Origin of the sequence: Desulfovibrio sp., from assembly GCF_009712225.1 — a bacterium.
In the GTDB taxonomy this organism is placed as follows: Bacteria; Desulfobacterota; Desulfovibrionia; order Desulfovibrionales; family Desulfovibrionaceae; genus Desulfovibrio.
This window is the reverse complement of record NZ_WASP01000008.1, coordinates 61,258-85,190: the sequence shown is the minus strand read 5'-3', so window position 1 is coordinate 85,190 and position 23,933 is coordinate 61,258. Positions and strand designations below refer to the sequence as shown.

18 protein-coding genes and 1 tRNA gene are annotated in these 23,933 nt (G+C 54.7%); 7 read left to right on the top strand and 12 right to left on the bottom strand.

Annotation, left to right across the window (positions count from 1 at the left end):
- Positions 1–139 precede the first annotated feature (139 nt).
- Positions 140–877, bottom strand: coding sequence for a YebC/PmpR family DNA-binding transcriptional regulator (locus tag F8N36_RS10795; protein WP_291332820.1), 738 nt, complete (start codon positions 875–877; stop codon positions 140–142).
- A gap of 32 nt (positions 878–909) precedes the next feature.
- A complete protein-coding gene (locus tag F8N36_RS10790; RefSeq protein ID WP_291332819.1) occupies positions 910–1,590 on the bottom strand; it encodes an RlmE family RNA methyltransferase in 681 nt (226 codons plus the stop codon).
- 180 nt (positions 1,591–1,770) lie between these two features.
- On the opposite strand from F8N36_RS10790, the gene F8N36_RS10785 reads away from it, so the two are divergent.
- The 7 genes from F8N36_RS10785 (at position 1,771) to F8N36_RS10755 (ending at position 9,925) form a co-directional block, all read left to right on the top strand.
- Positions 1,771–2,307, top strand: a complete 537-nt coding sequence (locus tag F8N36_RS10785; RefSeq protein WP_291332818.1) for a superoxide dismutase family protein — start codon at positions 1,771–1,773, stop codon at positions 2,305–2,307.
- Between the two features lie 247 nt (positions 2,308–2,554).
- Complete coding sequence (locus F8N36_RS10780) at positions 2,555–4,174, top strand: DUF3880 domain-containing protein (RefSeq protein ID WP_291332817.1); 1,620 nt, start codon at positions 2,555–2,557, stop codon at positions 4,172–4,174.
- Between the two features lie 147 nt (positions 4,175–4,321).
- Positions 4,322–4,397 (top strand) — tRNA-Ala (locus F8N36_RS10775).
- 296 nt (positions 4,398–4,693) lie between these two features.
- Positions 4,694–6,097 carry a phosphomannomutase gene (locus F8N36_RS10770; protein WP_291332816.1) on the top strand — a complete coding sequence of 468 codons (1,404 nt, stop codon included), beginning with the start codon at positions 4,694–4,696 and terminating at the stop codon, positions 6,095–6,097.
- A gap of 113 nt (positions 6,098–6,210) precedes the next feature.
- Positions 6,211–7,764 (top strand): mannose-1-phosphate guanylyltransferase/mannose-6-phosphate isomerase, encoded by a 1,554-nt coding sequence (locus tag F8N36_RS10765; RefSeq protein WP_291332815.1) that lies wholly within the window; start codon positions 6,211–6,213, stop codon positions 7,762–7,764.
- 73 nt (positions 7,765–7,837) lie between these two features.
- On the top strand, positions 7,838–8,986 hold the full coding sequence (gene gmd / locus F8N36_RS10760; protein WP_291332814.1) for a GDP-mannose 4,6-dehydratase: 1,149 nt from the start codon (positions 7,838–7,840) through the stop codon (positions 8,984–8,986).
- A 3-nt stretch (positions 8,987–8,989) separates the two neighbouring features.
- On the top strand, positions 8,990–9,925 hold the full coding sequence (locus F8N36_RS10755) for a GDP-L-fucose synthase (protein ID WP_291332813.1): 936 nt from the start codon (positions 8,990–8,992) through the stop codon (positions 9,923–9,925).
- A gap of 27 nt (positions 9,926–9,952) precedes the next feature.
- Here F8N36_RS10755 and F8N36_RS10750 read toward each other — a convergent pair whose 3' ends face one another.
- The 10 genes from F8N36_RS10750 to F8N36_RS10705 form a co-directional block, all read right to left on the bottom strand.
- Positions 9,953–10,918: a glycosyltransferase family 2 protein gene (locus F8N36_RS10750; protein ID WP_291332812.1), complete on the bottom strand. Its 966-nt coding sequence runs from the start codon at positions 10,916–10,918 to the stop codon at positions 9,953–9,955.
- Positions 10,911–11,951, bottom strand: coding sequence for a polysaccharide deacetylase family protein (locus F8N36_RS10745; RefSeq protein ID WP_291332811.1), 1,041 nt, complete (start codon positions 11,949–11,951; stop codon positions 10,911–10,913). The genes F8N36_RS10750 and F8N36_RS10745 overlap by 8 nt, the downstream gene beginning before the upstream one ends.
- A gap of 7 nt (positions 11,952–11,958) precedes the next feature.
- The gene (locus F8N36_RS10740) at positions 11,959–13,113 is read right to left on the bottom strand and encodes a glycosyltransferase family 4 protein (protein ID WP_291332810.1); all 1,155 of its coding nucleotides are present in this window, start codon (positions 13,111–13,113) and stop codon (positions 11,959–11,961) included.
- Positions 13,114–13,354: 241 nt separating this feature from the next.
- Complete coding sequence (locus tag F8N36_RS10735) at positions 13,355–15,073, bottom strand: DUF6056 family protein (RefSeq protein ID WP_291332809.1); 1,719 nt, start codon at positions 15,071–15,073, stop codon at positions 13,355–13,357.
- 73 nt (positions 15,074–15,146) lie between these two features.
- Positions 15,147–16,226 (bottom strand): GNAT family N-acetyltransferase, encoded by a 1,080-nt coding sequence (locus F8N36_RS10730; protein ID WP_291332808.1) that lies wholly within the window; start codon positions 16,224–16,226, stop codon positions 15,147–15,149.
- A gap of 9 nt (positions 16,227–16,235) precedes the next feature.
- Positions 16,236–17,315 carry a DegT/DnrJ/EryC1/StrS family aminotransferase gene (locus tag F8N36_RS10725; RefSeq protein ID WP_291332807.1) on the bottom strand — a complete coding sequence of 360 codons (1,080 nt, stop codon included), beginning with the start codon at positions 17,313–17,315 and terminating at the stop codon, positions 16,236–16,238.
- A 3-nt stretch (positions 17,316–17,318) separates the two neighbouring features.
- Positions 17,319–18,236 carry a glycosyltransferase family A protein gene (locus tag F8N36_RS10720; protein WP_291332806.1) on the bottom strand — a complete coding sequence of 306 codons (918 nt, stop codon included), beginning with the start codon at positions 18,234–18,236 and terminating at the stop codon, positions 17,319–17,321.
- Positions 18,233–20,143, bottom strand: a complete 1,911-nt coding sequence (locus tag F8N36_RS10715; protein WP_291332805.1) for a TIGR04326 family surface carbohydrate biosynthesis protein — start codon at positions 20,141–20,143, stop codon at positions 18,233–18,235. The genes F8N36_RS10720 and F8N36_RS10715 overlap by 4 nt, the downstream gene beginning before the upstream one ends.
- Positions 20,144–20,497: 354 nt before the next feature.
- Positions 20,498–21,379, bottom strand: a complete 882-nt coding sequence (locus F8N36_RS10710; protein WP_291332804.1) for an NAD-dependent epimerase/dehydratase family protein — start codon at positions 21,377–21,379, stop codon at positions 20,498–20,500.
- Positions 21,380–22,090: 711 nt separating this feature from the next.
- Positions 22,091–23,848: a hypothetical protein gene (locus tag F8N36_RS10705; RefSeq protein ID WP_291332803.1), complete on the bottom strand. Its 1,758-nt coding sequence runs from the start codon at positions 23,846–23,848 to the stop codon at positions 22,091–22,093.
- Positions 23,849–23,933 lie beyond the last annotated feature (85 nt).

Genomic DNA, 23,933 nt, shown 5'->3' with positions numbered 1-23,933 from the left:
GCGGCTGAGGTGCCGTGCGACGGGCTGTTGACCCGCCGCACGGATGTATTTCGGAGAATGTGATGTGGCCGCGCAGCACTCTGGGCTGCAATGCGGCAACATCCGCAAACCAGTGGCAGGGCAGGCCTGCCACGTACTTTTAGTCGGTGGGCATGTCGTCGGGGAAGTCGGCGTTGGCGTAAACGTTCTGTACGTCGTCGTTGTCGTCCAGAGCGTCCATGAGGCGCAGCACCTTCATGCCCATGTCGGCGTTAACCGCCACCAGATTCTGCGGAATCATTGCCAGCTCGGCGTTCTGCATGGCAATGCCCGCAGCTTCGAGCGCGTCGCGCACAGAGGTGAAATCGGTCATGGCGGTGTGGATGGTCCACACATCCTCATCGTCGATAACATCGTCTGCACCGGCTTCAAGCGCGGCTTCCATGATCTTGTCTTCGGGGTAGGCGGCCTTGTCCACGGTGATGACGCCCTTGCGGTCAAACATCCAGCCCACGCTGCCGTTTTCGCCCATGGCGCCGCCGTGCTTGGTGAACAAGTGGCGTACTTCTGCAACAGTGCGGTTTTTGTTGTCAGTTGCCACTTCTACCATAATGGCAATGCCACCGGGGCCGTAGCCTTCGTAGAAGGTTTCGGTCAGGTCGCCACCAGCGTCTTCGCCCGTACCCTTGCGGATAGCCGCATCAATCTTGTCCTTGGGCAGGTTGACAGCCTTGGCGGCGGCAATGGCCGCACGCAGGCGCGAGTTGCCCACAGGATCACCGCCGCCCTTGGCTGCGATGATGATTTCCTTGGCGGCTTTGGTGAAAATCTTGCCGCGCTTGGCGTCCTGGCGACCCTTACGGTGCTGGATATTGGCCCATTTACTGTGACCTGACATAAAACCTCCGAAACCTAGTGTAGAGTATAAGTTTATATGCCCGGCGGCGCGTCGTCGGCTACTTCCTGCGAAGGTTCGCCAGCGGCTCCGCCCGGCATGTCTGCCGGTTGGGCAACGCCCGCCTGACCGCGAAAACCAAGGCCCACAAAAAATGTTTCCTTGCTTTCGGCCCGCGAGCTTTTGGGCTTGAATGATTTGACCGTATCAAAAGCCTTGCGCATGGGCGCAAGCAGCTCCTGAATATCCGGCCCCATAAAAATCTTGACCACAAAACTGCCGCCCTTTTTGAGGTGCAGGCAGGCAACGGCCAGCGCTTCGACCGTAAGGTCGAGCGAACGGGCCTGATCGGTAAAGCGCGTGCCTGTGGTGCGCGGTGCCATGTCGCTGATGACAAGGTCAAAGGGGCCCAGCTCTATGAGCTTGGCCTCGAATTCTGCCGAGCGGTTAAACACGTCTTCCTGCATAAAGGTCACCTGCGGCGGAAAAACCGTCTCGGTGCTCTGGATGTCGCAGGCCAGCACCAGCCCGCGCGATCCCACCTTTTCTGCTGCGCCGAGAGACCACGAGCCAGGGGCCGCGCCAAGGTCGAGCACACGCTGGCCAGGGCGCAGCAGGCGGAACTTGGAGTCCAGCTCCTTGAGCTTGTAGACCGAGCGCGCGGGGTAGTTCTCGCGCTTGGCTTTGAGGAAATAATGATCGCGGTATTCTTTCATGGTGAGTTCCAACAGGTAACCGTATCCTTTTTTCTTGCGTTCGCCAAGTAGGCAGTTGCGCCCCTCAAACCTTGCTGCAAAGTTTGCGCAAACCTGTTGACCGGCGGGGGCTATCAGGATACTTTTTCAATAAGTTTTTAGAGTAACTGTTATGCACACTGTCACCTGTAAGGAGTCGTTATGAAACGGATTCTCTTGGCCGCTTGCATTGCGGGCTGCATGCTTGGACTGGGCGCGCAGACGGTATTGGCAGAAAGTGTTAAGGTTCCGGTAAACAAGATCAGTGGCGAAGGCGTTGGCGAAGCCATCGGCTTTGTTGTTTTTGATGATGATGGCAAGGGCGGTATGGATATTACTGTGGACGTTATGGGCATAGCTCCGGGCGACCACGGCATGCATGTTCATGAAAACCCCTCTTGCGCCCCTGCCCAGAAGGACGGCGTCAATGTGGCCGGTCTCGGGGCTGGCGGGCATTATGACCCCACCCACGCAGGCAAGCACGAAGGCCCCGGCAAGCACGGACACAAGGGTGACCTGCCCCTTATCACTGCCGATGCCCAGCAGACTGTAAAGGCCAAGCTGCATGTGGCTGATCTGACCACCAAGGATATCAAGGGCCGTTCACTCATGATCCATGCCGGTGGCGACAACTACTCCGATCAGCCTGCGCCTCTTGGCGGCGGCGGTGCCCGCATAGCTTGCGGCGTCATCAAGTAGTTTGAAGCAGGGGATCTTGACGGCGCGCTGAGAGGCGGGTTGAAAATCGCTGGCGCGACTGTCGGCACCCAATAATATTGTTGCAGGGCCTGGAGTTGCGATTCTGGCAGGAGCAGGCCACAATAAGCCTCAACCAACATTGACCATATGCCCCGTCAGCTTGCCGCGGCGGGGTTTTTTTATGAGAATCTGCGGCAGGTGTCATCGCACGTTTGTACTTGAAGCTGGTGAAAGTTCCGGGGGAGTCATGGCCGAGCAAAATACACGTCCCAAAAGGGTGAGCCTGCCCGATTTTTCTGGGCGTAGCATGAGCCTGCCCGATGGCCCGGAAGCCTGGAGCTGCCGGGGCAATGGCGACGCTGTTCTGCTTCTGGGGCTGGGGCCGGGGCAACCCTGGAATCTGCCATTTCTGGCGGGTGCCGGTGAAGTTTACTGGCTGGAATCTCCACGTATTGCCAGTGCAATCCAGCAGGCACGGGAACCAGCTGATAAGCAGGCCATGCCGCAGGCGGGGATTGAACCGGGCGCATGCCTGCCTGCAAGCTGGCGTGCTGTCAGCGTACATGAGGCTGTGGAACTGGCCGCCTCTTGCCGCTGCCATGTCTACACGCCTGGGCTGCGGATTGATCCCCATTTCTGGGGGCCGGTGCTGGGCAGGATTGATGCCGCGCAAAGCGCAGCTGCACCTCTGCCCGCTCGGAATGCCGTGGGCAGGGCTGTGCTGCTGCCGGGCAATGACGGGCAGCTGCTGCATCAGGAATTGCGCTATGCCCTTGCCCTGTGCGGCCTTGGGCCGGTTTTGGAAAATCTGCCCCAGCCGCAAACCCGAACTGGGGGAGGCAGTATCGCCGGGGATGCCTTTACTGCAAACTGGCGTGATTTTTTGCAGGGCAGCAATCCCGAATTGCTGCTTTCGGTGAACCTGCGGGGGATGGATGCCGAAGGGCGCATTTTTCACCTATGCCGGGCCATGGGCATTCCTGTGGCCCTGTGGTTTGTGGATAATCCCTGGCATGTACTTTCGGGGGTGAAGCTGCCCTGGTGGCAGGATGCCCATATTTATGTGACAGATGCCGGTTTTGTGGATGGGCTGAAAGAGCAGGGCGCGGAGCGGGTTTACCATCTGCCGCTGGCCGTGGCCCCGCACATGTGGCGCGAGCTTGCAGACCTGCCCGCGAGGTTGCAGCCTCCGCTGTTTGTGGGGCGGTCGGCCTTTCCCGAAAAGGAGCATTTTTTTGCTGCGGCCACTGTGCCGCAGGCGCTGGAGGCCGAAGCCGCGAGCCTGCTTGCGCGCAGCACCGGGCCGCAGGACGCGCCGCATTTCTTCTGGTGGCACAGTCGACTGGGCGGCAGCCTGTGGCCGGGCTACGATGTGCGGCGTCCCGGCCTTGGGGCCGAGCGCTGCGCGCAGGCCAACCGAACCCGCTGGCTTTTGGCGGCAGGGGCGGGCGGGTCTGGCGGGCCACGCGTGATCGGTGACGAGGGCTGGAAGGCCCTGCTGCCCGGTGCCGACATCCTCCCGCCGATAGATTATTATACAACGCTACCAGACTGTTATGCTCAGACACTGGCCGTACTGAACGTGACCAGCCTGCTCATGCCTCACAGCTTGAGCCAGCGCCACTTTGACGTATGGGCCAGTGGTGGCTTGCTGCTCAGTGATGCCACGCGTGGGCTCGAGATATTTCCGGATGAGCTGGTAGACCCCATGCGCCTGCACGGGCCGGATGATTTTATGAACAGGTGCGCCTGGCTGCAGGCTCACCCCGCAGGGGCGCTTGATCTGCGCCGCGCCTGGCGCGAACATTTGCGCGCAGTTCATGGCTATGAACACCGCATCTTGCGCATCATTGAAACGCTGGCCTGAGGTTGCGGTCAGCAGTTTATGGGCGCGAACGGAAGTAATGCAGATGCCAGCAACACGCGCTTGCTCTGCGCCTCTGGCAAACAGAACTGCTTGACAAGCCGGACAGTTTTGCCTATTGGTCAATTCCTGCGTTTAGCTTTCCATTGTGGGGAAGTAGCTCAGCTGGGAGAGCATCGCCTTCGCAAGGCGGGGGTCGAGGGTTCAAATCCCTTCTTCTCCACCACAATATCAAGGGGTTACGGATAATACCGTAACCCCTTATTTTTTGTGCACATTTTTTTGTGCACATATTGGCGGCGCCGGCAGAGTTTCGACTGCTGCCTTTTATTGTGAAACCCGAGTATGAGGTCTGCACCATGCGGTGCCACACACATTGGCCGTCAGCTCACAGGGAGAGAATCCAGCGTGTGAGCGCCAAAATGATTGGCAATCGGTGTGTAAGTTGGGTAAAATGTAAGCATTGTTCTATGCTGCCCGTAACAGACACGGGCCGTGCATCATATGATGAAGGGGAGCGTCATGGGCAATTCACTTGCGTGCTTCAAAGCCTACGATATCAGGGGCCATGTGCCAGACGCGCTCAACCCCCAGCTGGCCCGTGCCCTGGGCAGGGCGGTGGTTGAAGTTATCGGTGCAAAGAGCGTTGTTATCGGGCACGATGCCCGCCTTTCGGGGCCTGAACTGCGCGATGCGCTTGCTCTGGGTCTGAGCGAGGCCGGTGCGCAGGTTACATGCATTGGCATGTGCGGTACCGAAGAAATATATTATGCCGCCGCCAACCAGCCCTTTGACGCGGGCATAATGATTACGGGCAGCCACAATCCGGCAGACGAAAACGGTTTTAAGCTGGTGCGGCGAGGGGCCATACCTGTCAGCCGCGATTCGGGCCTGTTTGCCCTGCGCGACAGGGTGGCAGGCATTCTGGCACAGGGCGGCCTGGAAACTTGCGTGTCTGCACCGCCCATGCACAAGGCCTCGTTTCGTGCCAGCTATGTGGCGTGGCTGCTGGAATACAGCGGTGCCGGAAGGCTTGCTGCCGTGCCGGGTCGCAAGCCTCTCAAAATTGTTGCCGATGCCGGTAACGGCTGCGCTGGCCTTGTGCTCAAAGATCTCATGCCCTGCCTGCCCTTTGAATTTGTGTGCCGTCAGATGCAGCCCGATGGAACCTTTCCCGACGGCGTGCCCAACCCCCTGTTGCCAGAGCGTCGCGCGGCCACGGCTGCTGCGGTGCGTGAGTCGGGCGCGGATCTGGGCGTTGCGTGGGACGGCGATTTTGACCGCTGCTTTTTTTATGATGCAGAAGGCAATTTTATCGAAGGCTATTACTGCATCGGCCTGCTGGCGCAGGAATTGTTGCGCCGCATGCCCGGCGGCAAGGTTGTGTATGACACCCGGGTGTACTGGAACACCCGCCATGTCGTGCTGGCCTCCGGTGGGCAGCCTGTGATGGGCAAGACCGGCCACGCCTTTATGAAGGAACGCATGCGCGCCGAAGACGCTGTGTATGGCGGCGAAATGAGTGCTCATCATTATTTTCGCGATTTTGCCTACTGCGATTCGGGCATGCTGCCCTGGCTGCTGGTGGCCGCATTGCTGCATACTAGCGGCAAGTCGTTGGCGGAGCTTGTGGCCGAGCGCATGGCGGCTTATCCGTGCAGCGGCGAAATCAACCTTCGTGTGCAGGATGCCCCCGCCCTCATGAAACTGGTGCGCGACAGGTACGCCCCCAAGGCCAGGTACGAGGACAGCATGGACGGGGTGAACCTGGAATTTGACCAGTGGCGTTTCAACCTGCGCATGTCCAATACCGAACCCCTGTTGCGGCTCAATGTGGAAAGCAGAGGAAACAAGGCCCTTGTGGACGAAAAAACCGCAGAGATACTTGACCTGCTGAAAGACATGGGCGGGGCCGTGCCCGCCTGAGCCTTGCTGGTTGAGGCAAAGCGGGTTTGCAGCATGGCATGCCCGGCTGCCTCAGGGTAGGGAAATGGTAAATTTTCTGCCTGTTACGATTGCTGTAATGAATGAGGACGCCCATGCCAGATATCGCCCCGGTCATTCTGTGTGGCGGCAGCGGAACCCGCCTTTGGCCTCTCTCGCGCGAGACATACCCCAAGCAGTTTGTTGACCTGGGTGACGGCAAAACCCTGTTCAAGGATACGGTATCACGGGCTTGTCGCCTGCCAGGCAGCATGGAGCCAGTTGTTGTGTGCAACGAGGCCCACAGGTTTTATGTGACGGCAGAGCTGTATGATTGCGGCATTGCTTCCGGTCTGGTGGTGCAGAATTCCGTGCATGAAGACAACGCGCACAGCGCGCAAGCTGATGGCCCATCGGGCACAGCCTGCCGTTATGCAAGAATTCTGCTGGAACCCGCGCCGCGCAATACTGCCCCAGCCATTGCGCTGGCGGCCTTTGCCCTGCGCAGTGGCGATGCCGACCCCCTCATGCTGGTGCTGCCCTCTGACCATGCCATTGGCAGCGAAGCCATGTTTTTTGAAGGCGTAAGGCGCGGGGCGGCGCTGGCAGAACAGGGCCATATTGTTACCTTTGGCATTGCGCCCACAGGGCCGGAAACTGGCTTTGGCTACATAGAGCAGGGCCAGGAACTGGGAGACAACTGCTACAGGGTTGCCCGCTTTGTGGAAAAACCCGACGCGCAGGCGGCTGCCGCCATGCTGGGCAAGGGCGGCTACCTGTGGAACAGCGGCATGTTTTTGCTGCGAACCTCTGTGTATCTGCAAGAGCTTGAACGTTTTGCTCCGGGCATTTACACAGCCTGCAAAAAAGCCTGGCAAGGCCGCAAAAAAGATTATGCTTTTTGCCGCCCAGACAAGGATGCCTTTGGGGCTTGCCCTGCTGATTCCATGGATTACGCTGTGATGGAGCACACTTCGCTGGCGGCGGTGGTGCCGCTGGACATGAGCTGGAGCGACCTTGGTTCGTGGGAGGCCTTTTATCAGGTCGGGCAGCGTGACCACTGCGGTAACGTAAGCCTTGGCGACGTAATGACCGAGGATGCGCAAGACTGTTATCTCAATGCCAGCCACCGGCTGGTGGCAGCCGTGGGTGTTACCGGTCTTGTGGTGGTGGAAACTCAGGATGCAGTGCTGGTTGCGCCGCGCGACCGGGTGCAGGATGTCAAAAAGATTGTGAGCCGCCTGCAGCATGACCAGCGGCCCGAATGCCGTCAGCACCGGCTTGTGTACCGGCCCTGGGGCAGCTACGAATCACTTGCCACGGGCGAGCGCTTTCAGGTCAAGCGCATTGTCGTCAATCCCGGTGCCGAGCTTTCGTTGCAGATGCACCACCACCGGGCCGAGCACTGGGTTGTGGTGAGCGGCACGGCTGAGGTCGCCAACGGGGATTCTGTGCATTTTTTTACAGAAAACCAGTCCACTTACATACCCGTGGGTGCAAGGCATCGGCTCAAAAATCCCGGCGTTATCCCGCTGGTGCTCATTGAAATCCAGTCTGGCGCGTATCTGGGCGAAGATGACATAGTGCGCTTTGCCGATGTGTACGGGCGCGAAGAACCGGCGTCTGTGCTGCCGCAAGAGGCCGTGGACAGTGCGCGTGGTGCAAAGTAGTTTTTTGTCTCGTTGCAGGCAGCAAGACATTCGGGGCGTGTAGCTTCATCATTTGGCGGGCAATAGAAAAAATATGAAAAAAGCACTTATAACCGGCATAACCGGTCAGGATGGGGCTTATCTTGCGGAATTTCTGTTGCGCAAGGGCTATGAAGTGCACGGTATCAAGCGGCGCGCATCACTGTTCAATACTGACCGCATAGACCATCTTTACGAAGACCCCCACACCCTTGGCCGGCGCTTTATTCTGCATTACGGCGATCTGAGCGATTCCAGCAATCTGGTGCGCCTCATACAGGAAGTGAAACCCGGTGAGGTGTATAATCTGGCCGCACAAAGTCATGTGCAGGTTTCGTTTGAATCGCCGGAATATACGGCAGATGTGGATGCCCTTGGAACCCTGCGCCTGCTTGAGGCCATTCGTATTGCCGGACTGACGGACACTGCCCGTTTTTATCAGGCCTCGACGTCAGAACTTTTTGGCCTGGTGCAGGAAGTTCCGCAAACAGAAAAAACTCCGTTTTACCCGCGTTCGCCCTATGCCTGCGCCAAGCTGTACGCCTACTGGATTACGGTCAATTACCGCGAGGCGTACGGCATGTATGCCTGCAACGGCATTCTTTTTAACCACGAATCGCCCATGCGCGGTGAAACATTCGTTACCCGCAAGATTACACGCGCCATGTCGCGCATGGTGCTGGGGCTTCAGGATTGCCTGTACCTTGGTAATATGAATGCCAGGCGTGACTGGGGACATGCCAGAGATTATGTGGAAATGCAGTGGCTTATGCTGCAACAGGAAAAGCCGGATGATTTTGTTATTGCCACCGGGCGGCAGTTTTCTGTGCGCGATTTTGTCAACGCGGCAGCCGCAGAGCTTGGGGTGAGCCTGAGCTGGCAGGGCGAAGGTGTGGACGAAACCGGCACGGTGGCAGCCGTTGACGTGAGCAGATTGCAGCATGTGGCTGGCAACCGGAGTGGGCTGCAAAACCACCTCAAACCCGGCGACGTTGTTGTGCGCGTTGACCCCCGTTATTTTCGACCTACAGAGGTGGAAACCCTGCTGGGGCTTCCGGCCAAGGCCAAGGAAATGCTGGGGTGGGAGCCAAAAATTCCCTTTGAAGACATGGTTGCCGAAATGGCGCGCGAAGACCTTGCCCTGAGCATGCGCGATGCCGTGTGCAAGGTGGCGGGCTTTAAAACATTCAGCCACAACGAGTAGCGCATGCGCAAGGATTGGCTGGTATTTGTGGCGGGGCACCGTGGCCTTGCGGGCAGTGCCCTGTGCCGCGCCCTGACGGGTGCAGGGTACGAACGGCAGCTCACGCGTACCCACGCAGAGCTGGATTTGTGCGACCAGGCCGAGGTGCGTGCTTTTTTTGCCCGGCACCGTCCTGACGTTGTGATTCTTGCCGCCGCCAGGGTAGGCGGCATCCATGCCAATGCCACCTATCCCGCAGAGTTCATTTATCAGAACCTGCAAATCCAGAACAATGTCATCGACAGTGCCTGGCGTAATGGCTGCAAAAAACTGCTGTTTTTGGGGTCATCATGCATTTATCCCAAGCTGTGCCCTCAGCCCATCAAGGAAGAATACCTGCTCACCGGGGCGCTGGAGCCAACCAACGAGGCCTACGCCCTTGCCAAAATATCGGGCATAAAAATGTGTCAGGCCTACCGCCAGCAGTACGGCCTAGATGCCATCAGCGCCATGCCCACCAACCTGTATGGGCCCAATGACAACTATCATCCGCAGAACAGCCACGTGCTGCCCGCTTTCATACGCCGCTTTCATGAGGCAAAGGAATCGGGCGCAGAATCCGTGACCATCTGGGGCACGGGCAAGGCCCTGCGCGAATTTCTGCATGTGGATGACATGGCCGAAGCCTGCGTGTTTCTACTAGAAAACTATTCAGATTTTGAACATGTGAACGTGGGCAGCGGCGTGGAACACACCATTATGGACATTGCCCGCATGGTGGCGCGAGTGGTGGGATTTGCTGGTGAAATCTGCACCGATACCAGTAGGTCAGACGGAACCCCGCGCAAACTCATGGATTCGGGCAAGCTTTTTGGTATGGGCTGGAAACCGCGCATTGCGCTGGAACAGGGCTTGCGCGACACCTATCGCGCTTTTTTGCAAAGCTGCCCCAGGAGTTAGGAGAGTAGTTTCGCGCGGCTCACGGATTTAATGTGCTTCTTTAGCGGGAAGGGGCATTGCCAGAAATTCGTGGAGCCAAGGCAGGTCTTCCTTGCGGGAAAAGGTCATTGCCAGCTTGCGGATGGGCAGCAGATACAGATTCATATTGGTGGGGCACAGGCGTACAGCCCTGGCGTACCAGTGAAACGCAGTCTTTAGATCCCGCCCGCCAAAAGCAGCAATAACCGCCATCTTGAATGCCAGAAATGAATAGCCGCGGCGTCTGATCTGCGCAGGAACCAGCGGGTGTTCCAGGTGGCGACACATGGTATTCCATTCCGTTTTAAGGGCTTCGTCGCTATTGCGCACGGCACTGCCCGCTCGTTGGCGGTAGAACAGAAGTTCCTCGTCTATGCCGACAGCGGCATGGGGATCATTGGCGCAACACAGGGCCAGCAGGCGCAAGGCAAAATCGCGGTCACCACCAACCTTCAGGGATGGATCAAACAGGCCCGCACTGCGCACATCTGCTGTTTTTGCGGCCCACGCCCCCATGCAAAAAACTGAGTCCAGCAGCATGTCCCACCATATGTTGCCAGTCTGGTGGACATTGCACCAAGGCTGCGGCTTGCGCTGGCTGGTACCATCCATAAACATTGCAAAGCGGCACCACGCAAGGCGAACGCGATCACTGGCAAGGGCTGTGGTCATGCGTGCAAGGAAGGTGGGGTGCCAGATATCGTCGCTGTCCAGCACGGTAACCAACGGCGTTTCCACCATCCCAATACCCGCATTGCGGGCCTGACACTCCCCTGCATTCTGTTGCTGCGCCAGCCGAAAACGGGGATCGTTGCCAACGCAGCTGTCAAATGTTGCAGCCGTGTTGTCTGTGGAACCATCATCCACAACCTGGCAGATAAAGTCGGTGTGTGTCTGCAGCTGTACAGATTTTAAGGTGTGAGGCAGCCAGGGAGCAGCATTGTACGCGGGAATAACGATAGTAATTTTAGGCATGGGCGCGTCCTGAAATGCATTTTCTGGCGTTCCGAAGTGCGTTGTCCCATCCTGTATTTAACGAATCCAGCATGGACAGCCCGTGTTCCTGCAGCACAACAGAACGGAACAAGGCGTGCTGGCTGGTGGAGCTGCTGTTTGTTCCACGCTCTGTGGTTACGGCTGTGGCAAAACCCAGCTCGGCGGCAAGAGCGTATTCCCGGTTCCACGCAGCATTATGCCCCCCAAAGGGATACGCCAGATGCCGCACGGGTTTGCCCAGCTTTTCTTCAATGAGTAAGCGTGATTGCTGCATCTGGCGCTGGCATTCATGCTCTGAGAGTGTTCCAAGCGCGCCGTGATTCAGCGTATGTGCGCCAATGGTGACAAGCGGATGAGCTGCAAGTTTGCCAACCATCTCCCATGTGGGCAGGGCTTCGCGCTGATAGCAGTGCCGGGTTGTACCAAGGCATTCGATGAACAGCCTTTGTTGCTCTTCACTTTGCTTGAAGCAGAATGCATTGAGGCGGCGAAACATGGACAGGCGTTGCGAAGGTGTACGCAATGGCCCCGTGAAGTGCTCACCTGCAAAATGTAGATCCAGATGCTTCTCGCCACTGTTTACTGCTGCATCAATGCCATACCACCACAAAAAAGGGGTGCCCTCCACAAAATCTGTGCATAAGTACAGAACAGCGGGGATATTGTATTTTTCCAGTATGGGGAGAGCGTGCAGAGCCACATCGGCATAAAAATCATCAAAGCCCACAGCAACTGCCTGTCTGGGCAGATTGCCCTGAGCAACGTCATCCATGGATATAGGGGTGGCATTGGCAGCCCAGTAGGCCATATGCTCGGAAAACAGAGCCGGTGTGACTGCCAGATCTGCATGAATGCAGGGGTATTCTTGCCATTGATCCCGGGGCAGGACCCGGTGATAGCCCACGATTACAGGGTTGCCGCGCAGCGGGGAACTCAGGCGGGCAATGCCAGGCAATCGGCCCACGCCCCGTGCGGTCTCCACAAGTAGGCGTTTGATTGGCAGAGGAAGCATCAGCAGATCACCGTGTTGTGGTTTGTACGCCGCAAACATCGGCGAGCAGGCTACGAAGGCGTTGCTGAAAAGCGTCATGACTGTATTGGGCCATTACGGTTGTATACCCTTGTTGGCACTTTTGACTCAGCTGATGTGCGGGCATTTGCAATATTGTTTGCAGGCAGGCGGGAATGTCCTGATCCTCTTCAAAAGTAGGGAGGGAAAGTTCCCTAGCAAGGTATTCCAGGCTTCCAAGCGAGCGCACCGCCACCATGCAGCCCAAGGCAAGCATTTGCAGCGGTACAAGGGGAGCGGCTTCAAAGCTGCGCCCCGGACTGGACTCTGGGCATCTTGAAGGCGCAAGGCATATCTGCAAGCCGATTTCATCAACCTTGGCTGGCAGGTTCTCCACCCATCCATGAAATACTATGTTGTCAGGGGCGGCAGCCTTCAGCCGCTCTTCATATTGCCTGTCGGAAAAGGCAGAATCTCCGAGAACATGAAAGGTCAACTCTGGGAACTGCAACGCCAGATGCGGCAGTACATCCTGCCCTTTTTCTGGCGAAATGCGACCGACAATGCCAATGTGGCGGATGGGTTTTTCCAAAAATCGATCACAAAAGGGTATCTGGCTGAAGCGTGAATCCAGTCCATTTTCAACAAGCCGCAATTTGGGGGTGTTGAATTTTGATGAGAACTGGCACAGCTGGGTGCGTATAAAGGCTGACGGCGCGATTATTGCCACCGTATTACGGAGCTTGATGATGTAGGAAAAAACGGATTTTTCAAGATTTCCGTGGTTGAGATGGATATGGAAGACAGCCCTTTTTGCGAAGAAAAACATGCAAAATAAGGCGACTGGCATCAATCTGTTGCCATTTACATAAATTACATCGGCATTTCTCAGCAGTTTTCGTTTCTGAAAAAAAACACGCAAGCCACTGCCGATGAGTTGCAATATGTCGCTAAACGTTTTTTCACCACTGGTGAGCTGGCATTCATGAATGTGCTCCACCTGCACACCCATGGAGGCAAGCCTGTCGGCGCAGCTACCACGGGGGATGAGTACCGTTATGTCGCAAGGCAAAGATTGTGCAGCCAGTACCAGTTCCAGCAGCACCTGTTGCCCTCCACCCAGAGAGCCATATTGATCAAGGAAAATAATTTTTTTGTTATGCATCGTTGATAGTGTGCAGCACAGTCTTTGTTGGTGAGACTTTACCTGTTAATTGGAAAAAGGGAATGTGTATTTTGTCTAAAGCAGTGTGGTGTCAACCTTCAGCTTCATAGAAACATGCATCAGTATATGTTTGCTATATACTGACCCCGCCTGGGGCCGGCTCTCCCCGCTCCCGGAAAAATCAAACTGTATTAATTATAATATCTCGGATTTATTTGTACCGCAAGCGGTATCAAATGTACTAAAAACACCGGATATAGAATGCCTCGCCATGAGCCTTAATGCGAATTACCAGAGCAATGTTGCCGGTTGTTCCACCTCGCGGGTGCAGCTTGGCATAAAACAGGGCAGTATTGTTGCCTTGGTCCATAGTGGTGTTTGGGCCGATTTCAATGCGTGTTCTGTCAAAAAGCTCAGAGGCTATTTTTTCAACAGTAGTGGTCAGTCTGGCGGGATATTGCTGGGCGGGCAGCAGGTGTTTGGCAATGGACGGTATCAGGGAGCTGTCTTGCGCCACAGTAAGGAAAAAAATTTCTTCAATTGTGCTTGTTGCGCCCTGAAAGATTGCCGAAACCACTTTGCCGTTGTCGCGCGGTGTAACGTAGACTCCCTGAAGAGCAAGGCCCTGGCCGATTGTCACGTTACCTGCCCAGGCCTGACTGGCCGCATCCTTGAGTGTGGCGGGGGCCGCATCCATAAGCAGATAGGCATTTTTGAGCCCGAACCACTTTGAAAATTGCACTGGCCACGGTACGGGATTGCCCCGCAGTGTATCAAGGAAGAAATAGTTTTTTTGCCGTACCGCCGGGTATTCCTGAACGTAGACGGTGTCCTCGTTTCGTTGCAAAGCCGCTTTTACATGAGCCGTGCGCGCGTCCTGAGCGGTCAACAGGTGCTGGTAATCACTGCAGGTCTGAAGGGTGGCAAACAGGAGCAGCGGTATGCACAGGGCGGGTAGCGCCTTGAGTGCCGACCAGCGGGCGAGGGCCGCACCAAAGGAGATATTGGCCGCAACAAGCGCCAGCACAAAGGCCATGCTCAGAGCCCGGTATGACGCGGAGCCACCGCCAAAAATTATGACAGCTGAAAAAACAGAGGAAGCAAGAAAAGCCAGAACGAGTGCTGTGGGAAAGGCCTGCGCCGGGTTGGGCTTTTTCCAGAATATCACGAAGAAGAAGCCGGAAACCAGTAGGGAAGGGAAAATGGTGTAAAAATATTTATAGGTTAGGGTAATTGCATTAGAGATAAATGTTGCCAGCTGAAAAGCGTTGGCAGAATTCGCCCTTGCAAAGTTGCCCGGAGCACCAATGCTGAATACCGTGCCCAGCGCCAGAGCTGCCAGAGCCGCCATGGCCCATGCAGGTGTTACGTTGCGGCTGCGCCTGCGGTAGAGCATAAACGCCCCCAAAAAGAGCGTGGGCAGAATGACGACTTCAACCCAGAAAGGGATTGAGAACGCAAACAGTACAAAGGGCAAGGCCAGCCACTGCGGCAACCACCTGCCAGAGTCCATGTAGAAGCGGTATGGCACAAGGAAAAAGCAGGCACACGAAGCGGCTAGCAGGTAGATGGTTCCTGTTCGCCAGAGCAGAACTTCCCATGCTTCAGGCAGGCAGAACCAGAAAATGGCAAAAGGAAACAGGCATTGCCACAGGGTTGTGTTCGCTTTCCACTCGCGCCCGTATGTCAGCAGGTGTATACCAGTGAGAAGCAGGCATACCGCACCCGCTGCGATAAAGCCAAAAAGCTGGGGGCTTATGTGTTGCACGGATATCATCCATGCATGCCCAAGCAGACGCCCGCCCCAGGTGAAGTACTTTTCCCAGATTGTTTGCAGCAGATTGGTGTGGTTGTCGAAGAAAAAGGAATAATCGTCCGCAAACATCGGGGCATGAGATGCAAGAAAGTAAAAGAGCAAAAAAATAGCCAACAGCACAATGAAAACGGCGTTTTTGCACATACTTGTTCACTTTCTGGCTGCACATGTCAGGCGACTGCAGGCAATGTTTGTTTTGCTGGGTGAGCGCTGACCCTCAGGTTCGCGCCATGGCCTGCTTCAGCCGCAGCATTGCCGCATAGGCAAGACCGCGTGCCCCTGTTGTCTGAACGTGCCCGTAGAGGGGCAGCTCCATATTGCACCAGTCTGCCTTGTAACCTTCGGCGCCCACGGTAAAGTCAAAACAGGTGCAACCGTTATCAAGCACCTGCGATATGAGCCATTCGAGTAGAAGTCGTCCACACGAATACTTTTGCAAAGCCCCACCTTCGTGGGCTGGCATAAGATAATTGAAGCTGTGGCGCCATTGCAGGCCCCAATGGGTGGCCAGAATCGTATCGTCGAGCATCATGGCCGAAACATGCACGCGTGGGCTGTCCTGCGGCCCGCACCACTGCTGCGACATGCGCAGATAAAATTCGTTGTGCCCCGGCATTGAAAAAATATCGAATACGCCGGTTTCTGCGTAACGCCGCCGTTTCTGCACAATCATGGCCTTTGTGAAGCGAATGGCCTCTTCAGGCAGGGCTGCTGTGGCAAAGCGTACTTCACCCAGCTCAGCAAGCCGCTTGAGCTGGCGGCGGGAATCCTGTGCCAGTTTTTTCTTGTGAATGCGCCCAAGATGCGTTGCACCGTCCACCCCGCCGCTATGCGAGGCACTTGAGGAGCCAGCGTTCCAGGCTTTCAGCAGGGTGAGAGGGTTGGAACGTTCTGTTCCATCAGCATTGGGAATAACCGTGCTGATCTGGCGAAGATGCGCAGCCTGAGCTCCGCTTTGGCGAACAATGCTGCTCCAGATATTCTGGAAGGTTCGGGCGTCCAGATCTGGACAGTCCGGGGCCAGAACCGGAGCCTCATAATCACACAGCAGACCGCCGCAAAATTCCAGAACCTGCATGCCAAATCTGGGGCGAAGCACCAGAGGGAACAGCATGGCCGGAGCGTTATCAAGCTCAACCAGGGCCAGGCGGGGCAGGCGATGCTGCGCCGCTGCTGCGGTTTCAATCCATGTCTGTACAAAAGCCCGTGTTTGGAAAGCGTGCAGACTGCCTTCAGTTTCCCATTGTTGCCAGACAGAATCCAGTTGAGAAATAGATTTTTCAATGGTGATGCGCATGCGTGGCTTCTAACATGGAGGTGGCAGGCTGTCCAACATCGCGCGTAAAAGGCTGGGGTCCATTTCCTGGTGGATGGGGAAGCAAAGCAGGCGTTGCCAGCGGTCGGCAGCCTGAGGCCGGTTGCGTAACTCTTCTGGCAGGGTGGGCCAGGTGTGCACGGCAATGTCGTGCTGCCAACCCCAGCGAAGCCAGCGCTGGCGGGTGGTTATATCGGCCGTATAGGCCGCAAAGCACAATGGGGCTGCCTCTGGATGCAGTGATGAAAAAACCGGGGTAAGCTCCTTGCCCTCAGTGAAGGTTTGCCATTCTGCGTAAATGGCACGGCGCCGGGCGGCATCTCGCGCTGGCTGAACACCAGCAAGAACAGCCAGTACCGCAGGGTGAGCCAGGCAGGGGGGCTGCGGTTGCTCGGGTTCGTCCATGTCTGCATCAGGCGGTGGTATGATGGCCCGCCGCAGCGTGGGAACAAGCGTAAGAACATCACGCAGGCGTGATCTGCACCATGACTTTGCTATGGAAACCGGGGCCACAGGCCAGTGTGCGCACTGGCTTTTGGCTTTGTCTGCAGTTTGCGGATCCTGAAGCCACAGTGCAGCCCCATGGGGAACAGCATACTGCTTCCAGGGTGATGTAACGCCCATATCGCCAAATGTTCCAAGCAATTGCCCGTTTAAGGTTGCGCCGTAACCGTGGGCATTGTCTTCAATAAACAACACTCCCGCCTTTTTGCAGCAGGCTGTAAAACGTGGAGCATCCTGCGGCTGGCCAAACGGGTGCATGAGCAGTGCAGCCCGCACGCCGGGCAACTGCGCCTCAAGACTTTGCCAATTCGGAGTAAGATCCGTATTCAGAGAATACCATGCGGCTTTCAGTTTGAGCCGCTGCAGGGGGTGCAGCACTACATCGCAAATATACTCAGGCAACAGTACTGTTTGTCCCTCGCGCAGGTTCGCGGCTGAGCACGCAAGTTCAATGCCTCCGCGCCCCGAAGCGCACCACAGCCAGTGCTGGTCGGGGCTGGTGCTGCCCCGGTTGTGTTTGCACAGCAGGGGCCAATAACGAGTGGGAGGCTTGCGGGTTAATCTCATGCGTTACTCAGGGCTGTGTGGAAAGGCCTGAACGCCAGGACGCCAGCTGACAGCCATGCACAGGGCGTATCCTGCCGCCTTCAAGGCATATTGCGCGCCAGGTATCCAGTGCTTGTGGCGCAGGATATCAATCGCACAGCGGCCAGTGAATCTGAACATCCGCCTGTTTACGGCCCATGCATATCTGGCGCGATACGGAGCCAGATGCTTAAGCAGCACAGCTTCGGTGGCATCCAGGTGGCGCTTGAGTTTTGCGGAGGAATTACTGCCGTGCAGCCGGTAATAGCCAAGAATGTCTTTGAGGAAGACGGCTTCACCATAAGGGCTGACGCATATCCACAAATTGTAATCTTCAGCCGTGATTATGTCCTCTCTGTCGTCAAATCCGCCCACTTTTTCAAAAATATCGCGGCGAAGTACCGTGGCAGCCGTGCTGAACGCGTTGCCCCCGAATATGAGGGTTGAGGGAAGATGGTCGCCTCGTGGTGAGTAGTATTGATCACTTATGATCTTTCCATCCTGAAAAATATGCTCTGCATGGCAAAATATTACGGCCTCAGGATTTGCGACAATTGACTCTTTGATGCGGGCGAGCTTGTCTGGAGTCCAGAAATCGTCCGCATCCAAAAAAGCCAGCCAGGGAGCAGTGGCGTGTGATGCGGCAAGGTTGCGTGACGCGGCTATATTGCCAAAGCGGTCATTGGTGTGAACCGTGCAGCGCAGATTGGGGAATTCCTGGGGGACGCAGTCAGTGCCATCTGTGGAGTGGCTGTCTGAAATATGCACGTCAAAATTCTGGAATGTCTGGTTGTTCAGGCTTTGAAGCGCTTCGCGCAAAAATTGGGCGCAATTATAGGACGGAATTATAACAGAAAAAAAGGGATGCTCTCCTGACAGCGGCTGTTGACTAGATTTGTTCATTGATGGTTACCGTTCTGAAAAATTTTGTTGAAGAGTTCGTGCCAGCGCGGCAGCGAAGTGTCCAGGCAGAAGTAGTCGTCAATAGTGCAGCCAAGCGGTTTGGGTGGCAGGGCCGAAATCAGGTCCTGCACCGTGCGTATGCGGGCAACCGGAGTATCGGCCTGAATGATGCCAAGGTCAAATGTGTCTGCCGCAATATACAACAGCAGGGGAAGCTGCCTGCACAACACCAGCAACGCCACAGAGGTGCCCGATTCTGCAAATACGACGGTTCCAGGGGTAAGGTGGTTTTCTATGGGGCCATCGGCAATAACTGGCTTTGAGGAAAAATATTTTTCAACCAGATGGTCAACGGGCAGGAATGGATGCGGCTTTATGACAATATTGTTCAGCAACGGGGCGCTACTGCTGTTGGCGGCTTCTGCCAGCAGTTTCAGCATCTCTTCTGTTTCTTTGGCGAAATAGGATGTGGCAACAAGCAGCCGTTGCGGCTCCACTTCTGGAAGCGGTTTTGCCTCTGCCAAATACATGAAGCGCACAGCTTCCACCATATCCAGCCTGTCGGCGGCAAAACCGCCGTGGCGCATCGCCATCAGCCCCGCCTTGCCGTTGGCATAAAAGGTGTGGGGCATCAGGCGCGTAAATTCGCTGTCAGTCCATTGTTGGGGGGCAACAAAAAATCTGAAGTCTGCGTCGCGGACAATCGAGTGCTGTACTGCCAGCACATGGGGGCAGCCTTGCCGGTGTTGTTCTTCAAAGAGCAGTCTTTCCCACGACTGCAGCTCAGAGGATGTAATGCAGGCGTTCTGTGGTCCAATAGCGCGGCAATACGCCTGTATGCCTTTGCGACATAGCAGTTGATCCAGCAAAAAACCACCTTGAGTGGAGTCGTGCCACGCATCGCGCAGATGGGGGTAAACATTCAGGTGGGAATTGGGCCACATAAAGGCCTTGCCTACTTCAGCTTTCAGCTTGCGTGCCCTGGCAGCCACAGAGAGCCACTGGCTAAATGCCTCCAGTGCCACGCTTGGTGTCACGCATTCTTCCCAAAAGGTCATATCGCCTTTGCCGTGTTCTGGCATAAGGCTGTCGCGCAGTTGCACATTGGCCTGAATTTTTTCTTTGGGATCAACATGAACAAAGAGCCAGTGAACAGGAAGGTTCTTGGGCAATGCGTCGTGCGCTGCCTCCCAGTAGCGTGAGCGAAAGTGCCCCTTGGCAGCGGCCTGCTTGTCAACATTGGGAAACCATGTGCCCAGTAGCAAACCTTTACCCGGCGTAACTGAGGGCTTGGCGGGAAAGCGCCTGCGCGTGGCGAACCACCAGTGCAGGGCTTTGAAGGCATAAAAAATGGTGTTTGTGGGGGAACAGGATTGCAGGGCCTTTTTCAGGCGCTGCCTGAATGAACGGGATGGCTTGGGGCCGGCTGCGTGCCTGTGAAACGGAATGCCCAGCGCCAGGCAGAGTTGCCCCAAGGCTTCAGCCAGAGGGGCATTGTTGCCGTGCAGGTGCAGGGCCGCACATGGATTTTTTGTCAGATGTATCTCAAGCGCGCGGAGTTTGAATATCTCAAACAGGTTTTGGCCGTAACAGCTCGGGTGCCGTTCAAACAGGCTGGATATCCACCATGTAGAAAATCCGTCTTTAAGCCGAAAATGGTCTTTAAGCTTTTTCCCCCGGATGTCGCTCTTGCCCAGGGCGCAGATAAATTCGAGAAATTCTTCGCGTATCTGCTCGAAGTAACGGGTCTGGAGGTCGAGAATGCTGGCGCAGTTGCAGTCCCACTGGTTCCACAAAAGGCCAGTTCCGGAATGTTCCTTGGACATTACATTCTGGTAGACATGTAATTCTGGGAGATTCTGGTCGAGGCCCGTGATGTTCGATTGACCAATTGTGGATTTTATCATGCTATGTGCAACCCGACTGTGTTTCTCTGCTTGAAAAAATATTAACAGGATTTGATTGTTTATTGTATTGTGTAGGTTGGATGTAAGACAGTTTTTATCTTGCACTGCTGCACATGCAACTTTGTACGTTTCTGATTTTCACCAGCGCTTTTTTGAGAATGTACTCCTCAGAATAGTGCCATCAGGACACTTGTCGCAGCAGGAATTTTCAGGCGACGCTCTCTTCATCCGCTGTCGTAACCGGCTGGCATCAGCTTATAAATACGCCTTGCTCCGGGATGGATTGCCTCCCCGCCTTGATCCTGGTTTTTGGGGAAGTTTTTTGCTGATACAGGAATCTGTTGCGCCAGTTTGCTAGTATTTTATCAGTGCCTCTTTGAGGCCTTCTGTAAGTGTATACTGTGGAGTGAATCCAAATTCTTTTATTAACCTGGTATTGTCGCCGACAACCCGTTCAGGTTGATCACTTTTTTCGTCTACAAAGTGCACAAGGTGTTCCTTGTTCAATAATTTCCCAATTGTTAAAACATAATCACGAATTGATGTTGCAACACTCGTACAGATATTTACTGGCCCACTTATGGGGCTTTTAAGGAGGCACACAAATGCCTCTGCTGCATCTTTGCTATAAATATAGTCACGTATTAATGATCCGCTTTTAATAATGACTTCTTTGTCATTCTTTAGGTTGCTCACCACATATGCAGTCAGGCGTCGAGGGTCTGTCTCGTGCCCGTATACTGAAAACACTCGTCCCCAATTTAATGAAATGTCATTGCTTTTGCAGAATGACTCTGCAATGGCGTGCAGGTGTTGTTTGCATTGTCCGTATGTGTACAAGGGCGATGTTGTGCTTGAAAATTCACTTAACAGGCTGTTATTATATCCATATTCAACATAGGTTCCCGCGATTACAACTTTCCCCCCGCCACTTTCGGCGAATGCCCTGAGCATACTGATTGAAGATGAAATAAAGTCGTAATTTTCATTGGAATTAAAATTGCCAGTTGATTTCCATGCCAGGTGTAAAAGGTGTGTTGGTTTTGTCGATGCTATAAAAGATTGAAGAGATTGCGTGTCAAAAATGCTGCACTTGATGTGCTCAATTGTTTTATCCGCAATAGGAGCATTGTTGGAAATTGCAACTATTTCAAAGTCGTTATCTTTTAGAAAATTTATAGTTTCTCTTCCGATTAAACCTGAAATGCCAGTAATTAATATTCTCTTATTCTTCATATTTTCCTCATTTTACGGTCTGGTATACTTTGTACTTTTGCACAGTGAGGGACGTTAAACTTTTTTTATGTTATGGTATTGTTTAGAGTTCAGCGTAGGTTACAGTTCAGAGGGATTGCCGATGCTATCTTCACCGTTTTTTATGCGAAAATTGAGAAGCTCTGTCCCATAAGTTGCAGAAACTTTATGCGTGCTGTCATCATCAGCGCAGGAGGCTGTGACTGTTCCCATTCCTCTGTATCTGGATAAAATTTTTGCCGGCGCCTTTGGTTTAGGCTCTGCCGCCCGTATAGCCGATTAGTCTGAAGGGGTCGAGAGCTGATCTTGCCTAGGTATGCCAGCATTGCCACAAGCTGATGAACGGATTGTATTCACTGTTTCTGGCTTGCTCGCAGGTATGATCAGTCGCTTGGTAAAAGCGGGCGGTGCGCTGCTAATACTCCTCGCCAGGGAGGCTGGCGCGTCACACAAGAACATCTGTCCGGTAAATCATGGACATAACGTGCGCCAACGTGAATGCTTTGCGAGCAGGCTGATGCCCTCTGGGAAAAGGCGGCGGGAACAAAAAAGAGATAGAGGCAACAGAAAGAGCTGCTTTTTCGAGTGCAGCGATTGTGCTGCAAAATATTTTTATAACTCTTTGCGATGCTCCACCTGGGGCAGGTGCTCACTAGGGCACATCCCAACTATTTCATGCTGAAACCACAAATTTTAATTACGAAGACTTTCCCATTCTTCGGCAAGGTCATCCAGGGCAACAAGCCATTCCCTGCTCCAGCTCTGGGATGTGTGGGCAAACTTATCGCAAAAAGCCTTGCGTGCCTGCTGCACTTCGCTACCAAACCACCAGTCCTTTACATTGGCTTCTACCTCAGTCCAGTTGCTCGCATTGCTCCCAATGAGTGACAAATAAAAACGGGCAGCATCTTCTGGAGTGTCGTGCCAGATATCGGCAGAGCGCATGACGCGAATAACCTCTTCTGCCTCTGCTGAGAATCCACTTGGCGGCGTGAAAATCATCGTGGGAGTATTAGTTGCCATGGCGCGATGCAGGGAGGTTGAGTAATGGTCCAGTATTATCAAGCAAGTATCAGAAAGCGCTTGCGGCATGGGAACCTGGCCACTTTCCTGTAACTGGATGTGGGGAAAGTCCTGTAATGTGCTCTGGCGTACTCCCCACCCGTATTCTGTGTAGTACAGGCGAATCTGCGGCGCAACTTCAGACGGTATGGAAGAGAGAAAAACCTTGCGTCTCTGGTGATAAGGAATCATCGACCCTTCGCACACGGTGGGCATTATTCTGGGCAAATAACGCCCTCCGTCGTTGGTAACCAGCAGCGGCGGCGAAAGTTTTTTGCGTTTGCCGTTAGATGCAAGATAGGGTGATGGGAGTGCAAACTGGGTCTGTCCCATTGAATAATATCGGTCAGCAGTAATCATTTGCGCAAAAAGATGTGGGTCGCTTTGGTGCAGCATGCCGTTACCGCCATGCTCTATAATAGCGAGAGGGCGCTGCCGAACGCCAGCCAGCACCATCAAGGCGGGGTCATTGTACAGGCCAACAGAGGTGGCTATGGCGCCATGCTTTGGTAGTGTTTGCGCTTTTGCCCACTGAACAAAATGCGGAATGGCTTCACACAATCCCACAGGGAGATAGCGAGGGATCAGCGCGCTCAGAACGTGGGAAAAATCATCAGGGCATGAGTTCGGTAGTGGAGTAGACCGGAACCGGGTGTCCAACTCAAGGTTGAGTTCGATGCTGTGGGCCATGGGCAACAGCCCTCGCTTATAGTGACGCAAGTCACGAAGTGGGGCCAGCCCATAGGCATCATAGCAAAGATGTGTAGAGCGGGAAAACAGTTTTTCAAAAGCAAGAAGGCTTGTTCTTAACGCTGTTTTGATAAAAATATTTGAAGCAGAATCGCCAAAGCAGTATTTGCCTTCAGGAAATGGGTCGAGAACCGGCAGAGATTTTTCCGGGAGTTTTAGCGCACGTACAATGTCAGAATAAAAAAGAAGATTGAAACAGTCACTGCCTGCTGTCTCGCAGTGGTGGTCAAGAGCACTGGGACGAGGATGCGGGATGCCCTCGCCGGTAAGAAAACAAACCCCCGGAATCGAAGCGGCTCTGCTTATGGACATGTATCTGTCGTAGGCGGCCTGAATAAACCAGACAAGCCAGGGTGCAACAAGCCGTTGGTAAAAGCGTTGGCCGTACCTCAGGTCAAGTCGTGCTTCGAGCGCATCTGACAGTATGGATATGTAAGATAATGCAAGCTGGTTGCATAAGTTTTGTGCGGCGACTACTTCACCTTCACCATGAAAACGGACCATGTCTACCGGGTCGCCAAAGTTACGCCAGTGTTCCTCGCCGCCGCGTATGCAGCAACCGTCTGTCAGTGGAAGTGTATTGCGATGGGTTCCCCAGTGTGGGGCAAGGCCAGAAAGGGCAATATAGGTGTTTGACATGGCAGTGTATTTGGGGGGGATGATTGCGAATTGGTGGGCACCAACATACCTTTGTTAAAAGGTGCGCCACTTCCGGTATGCTGCG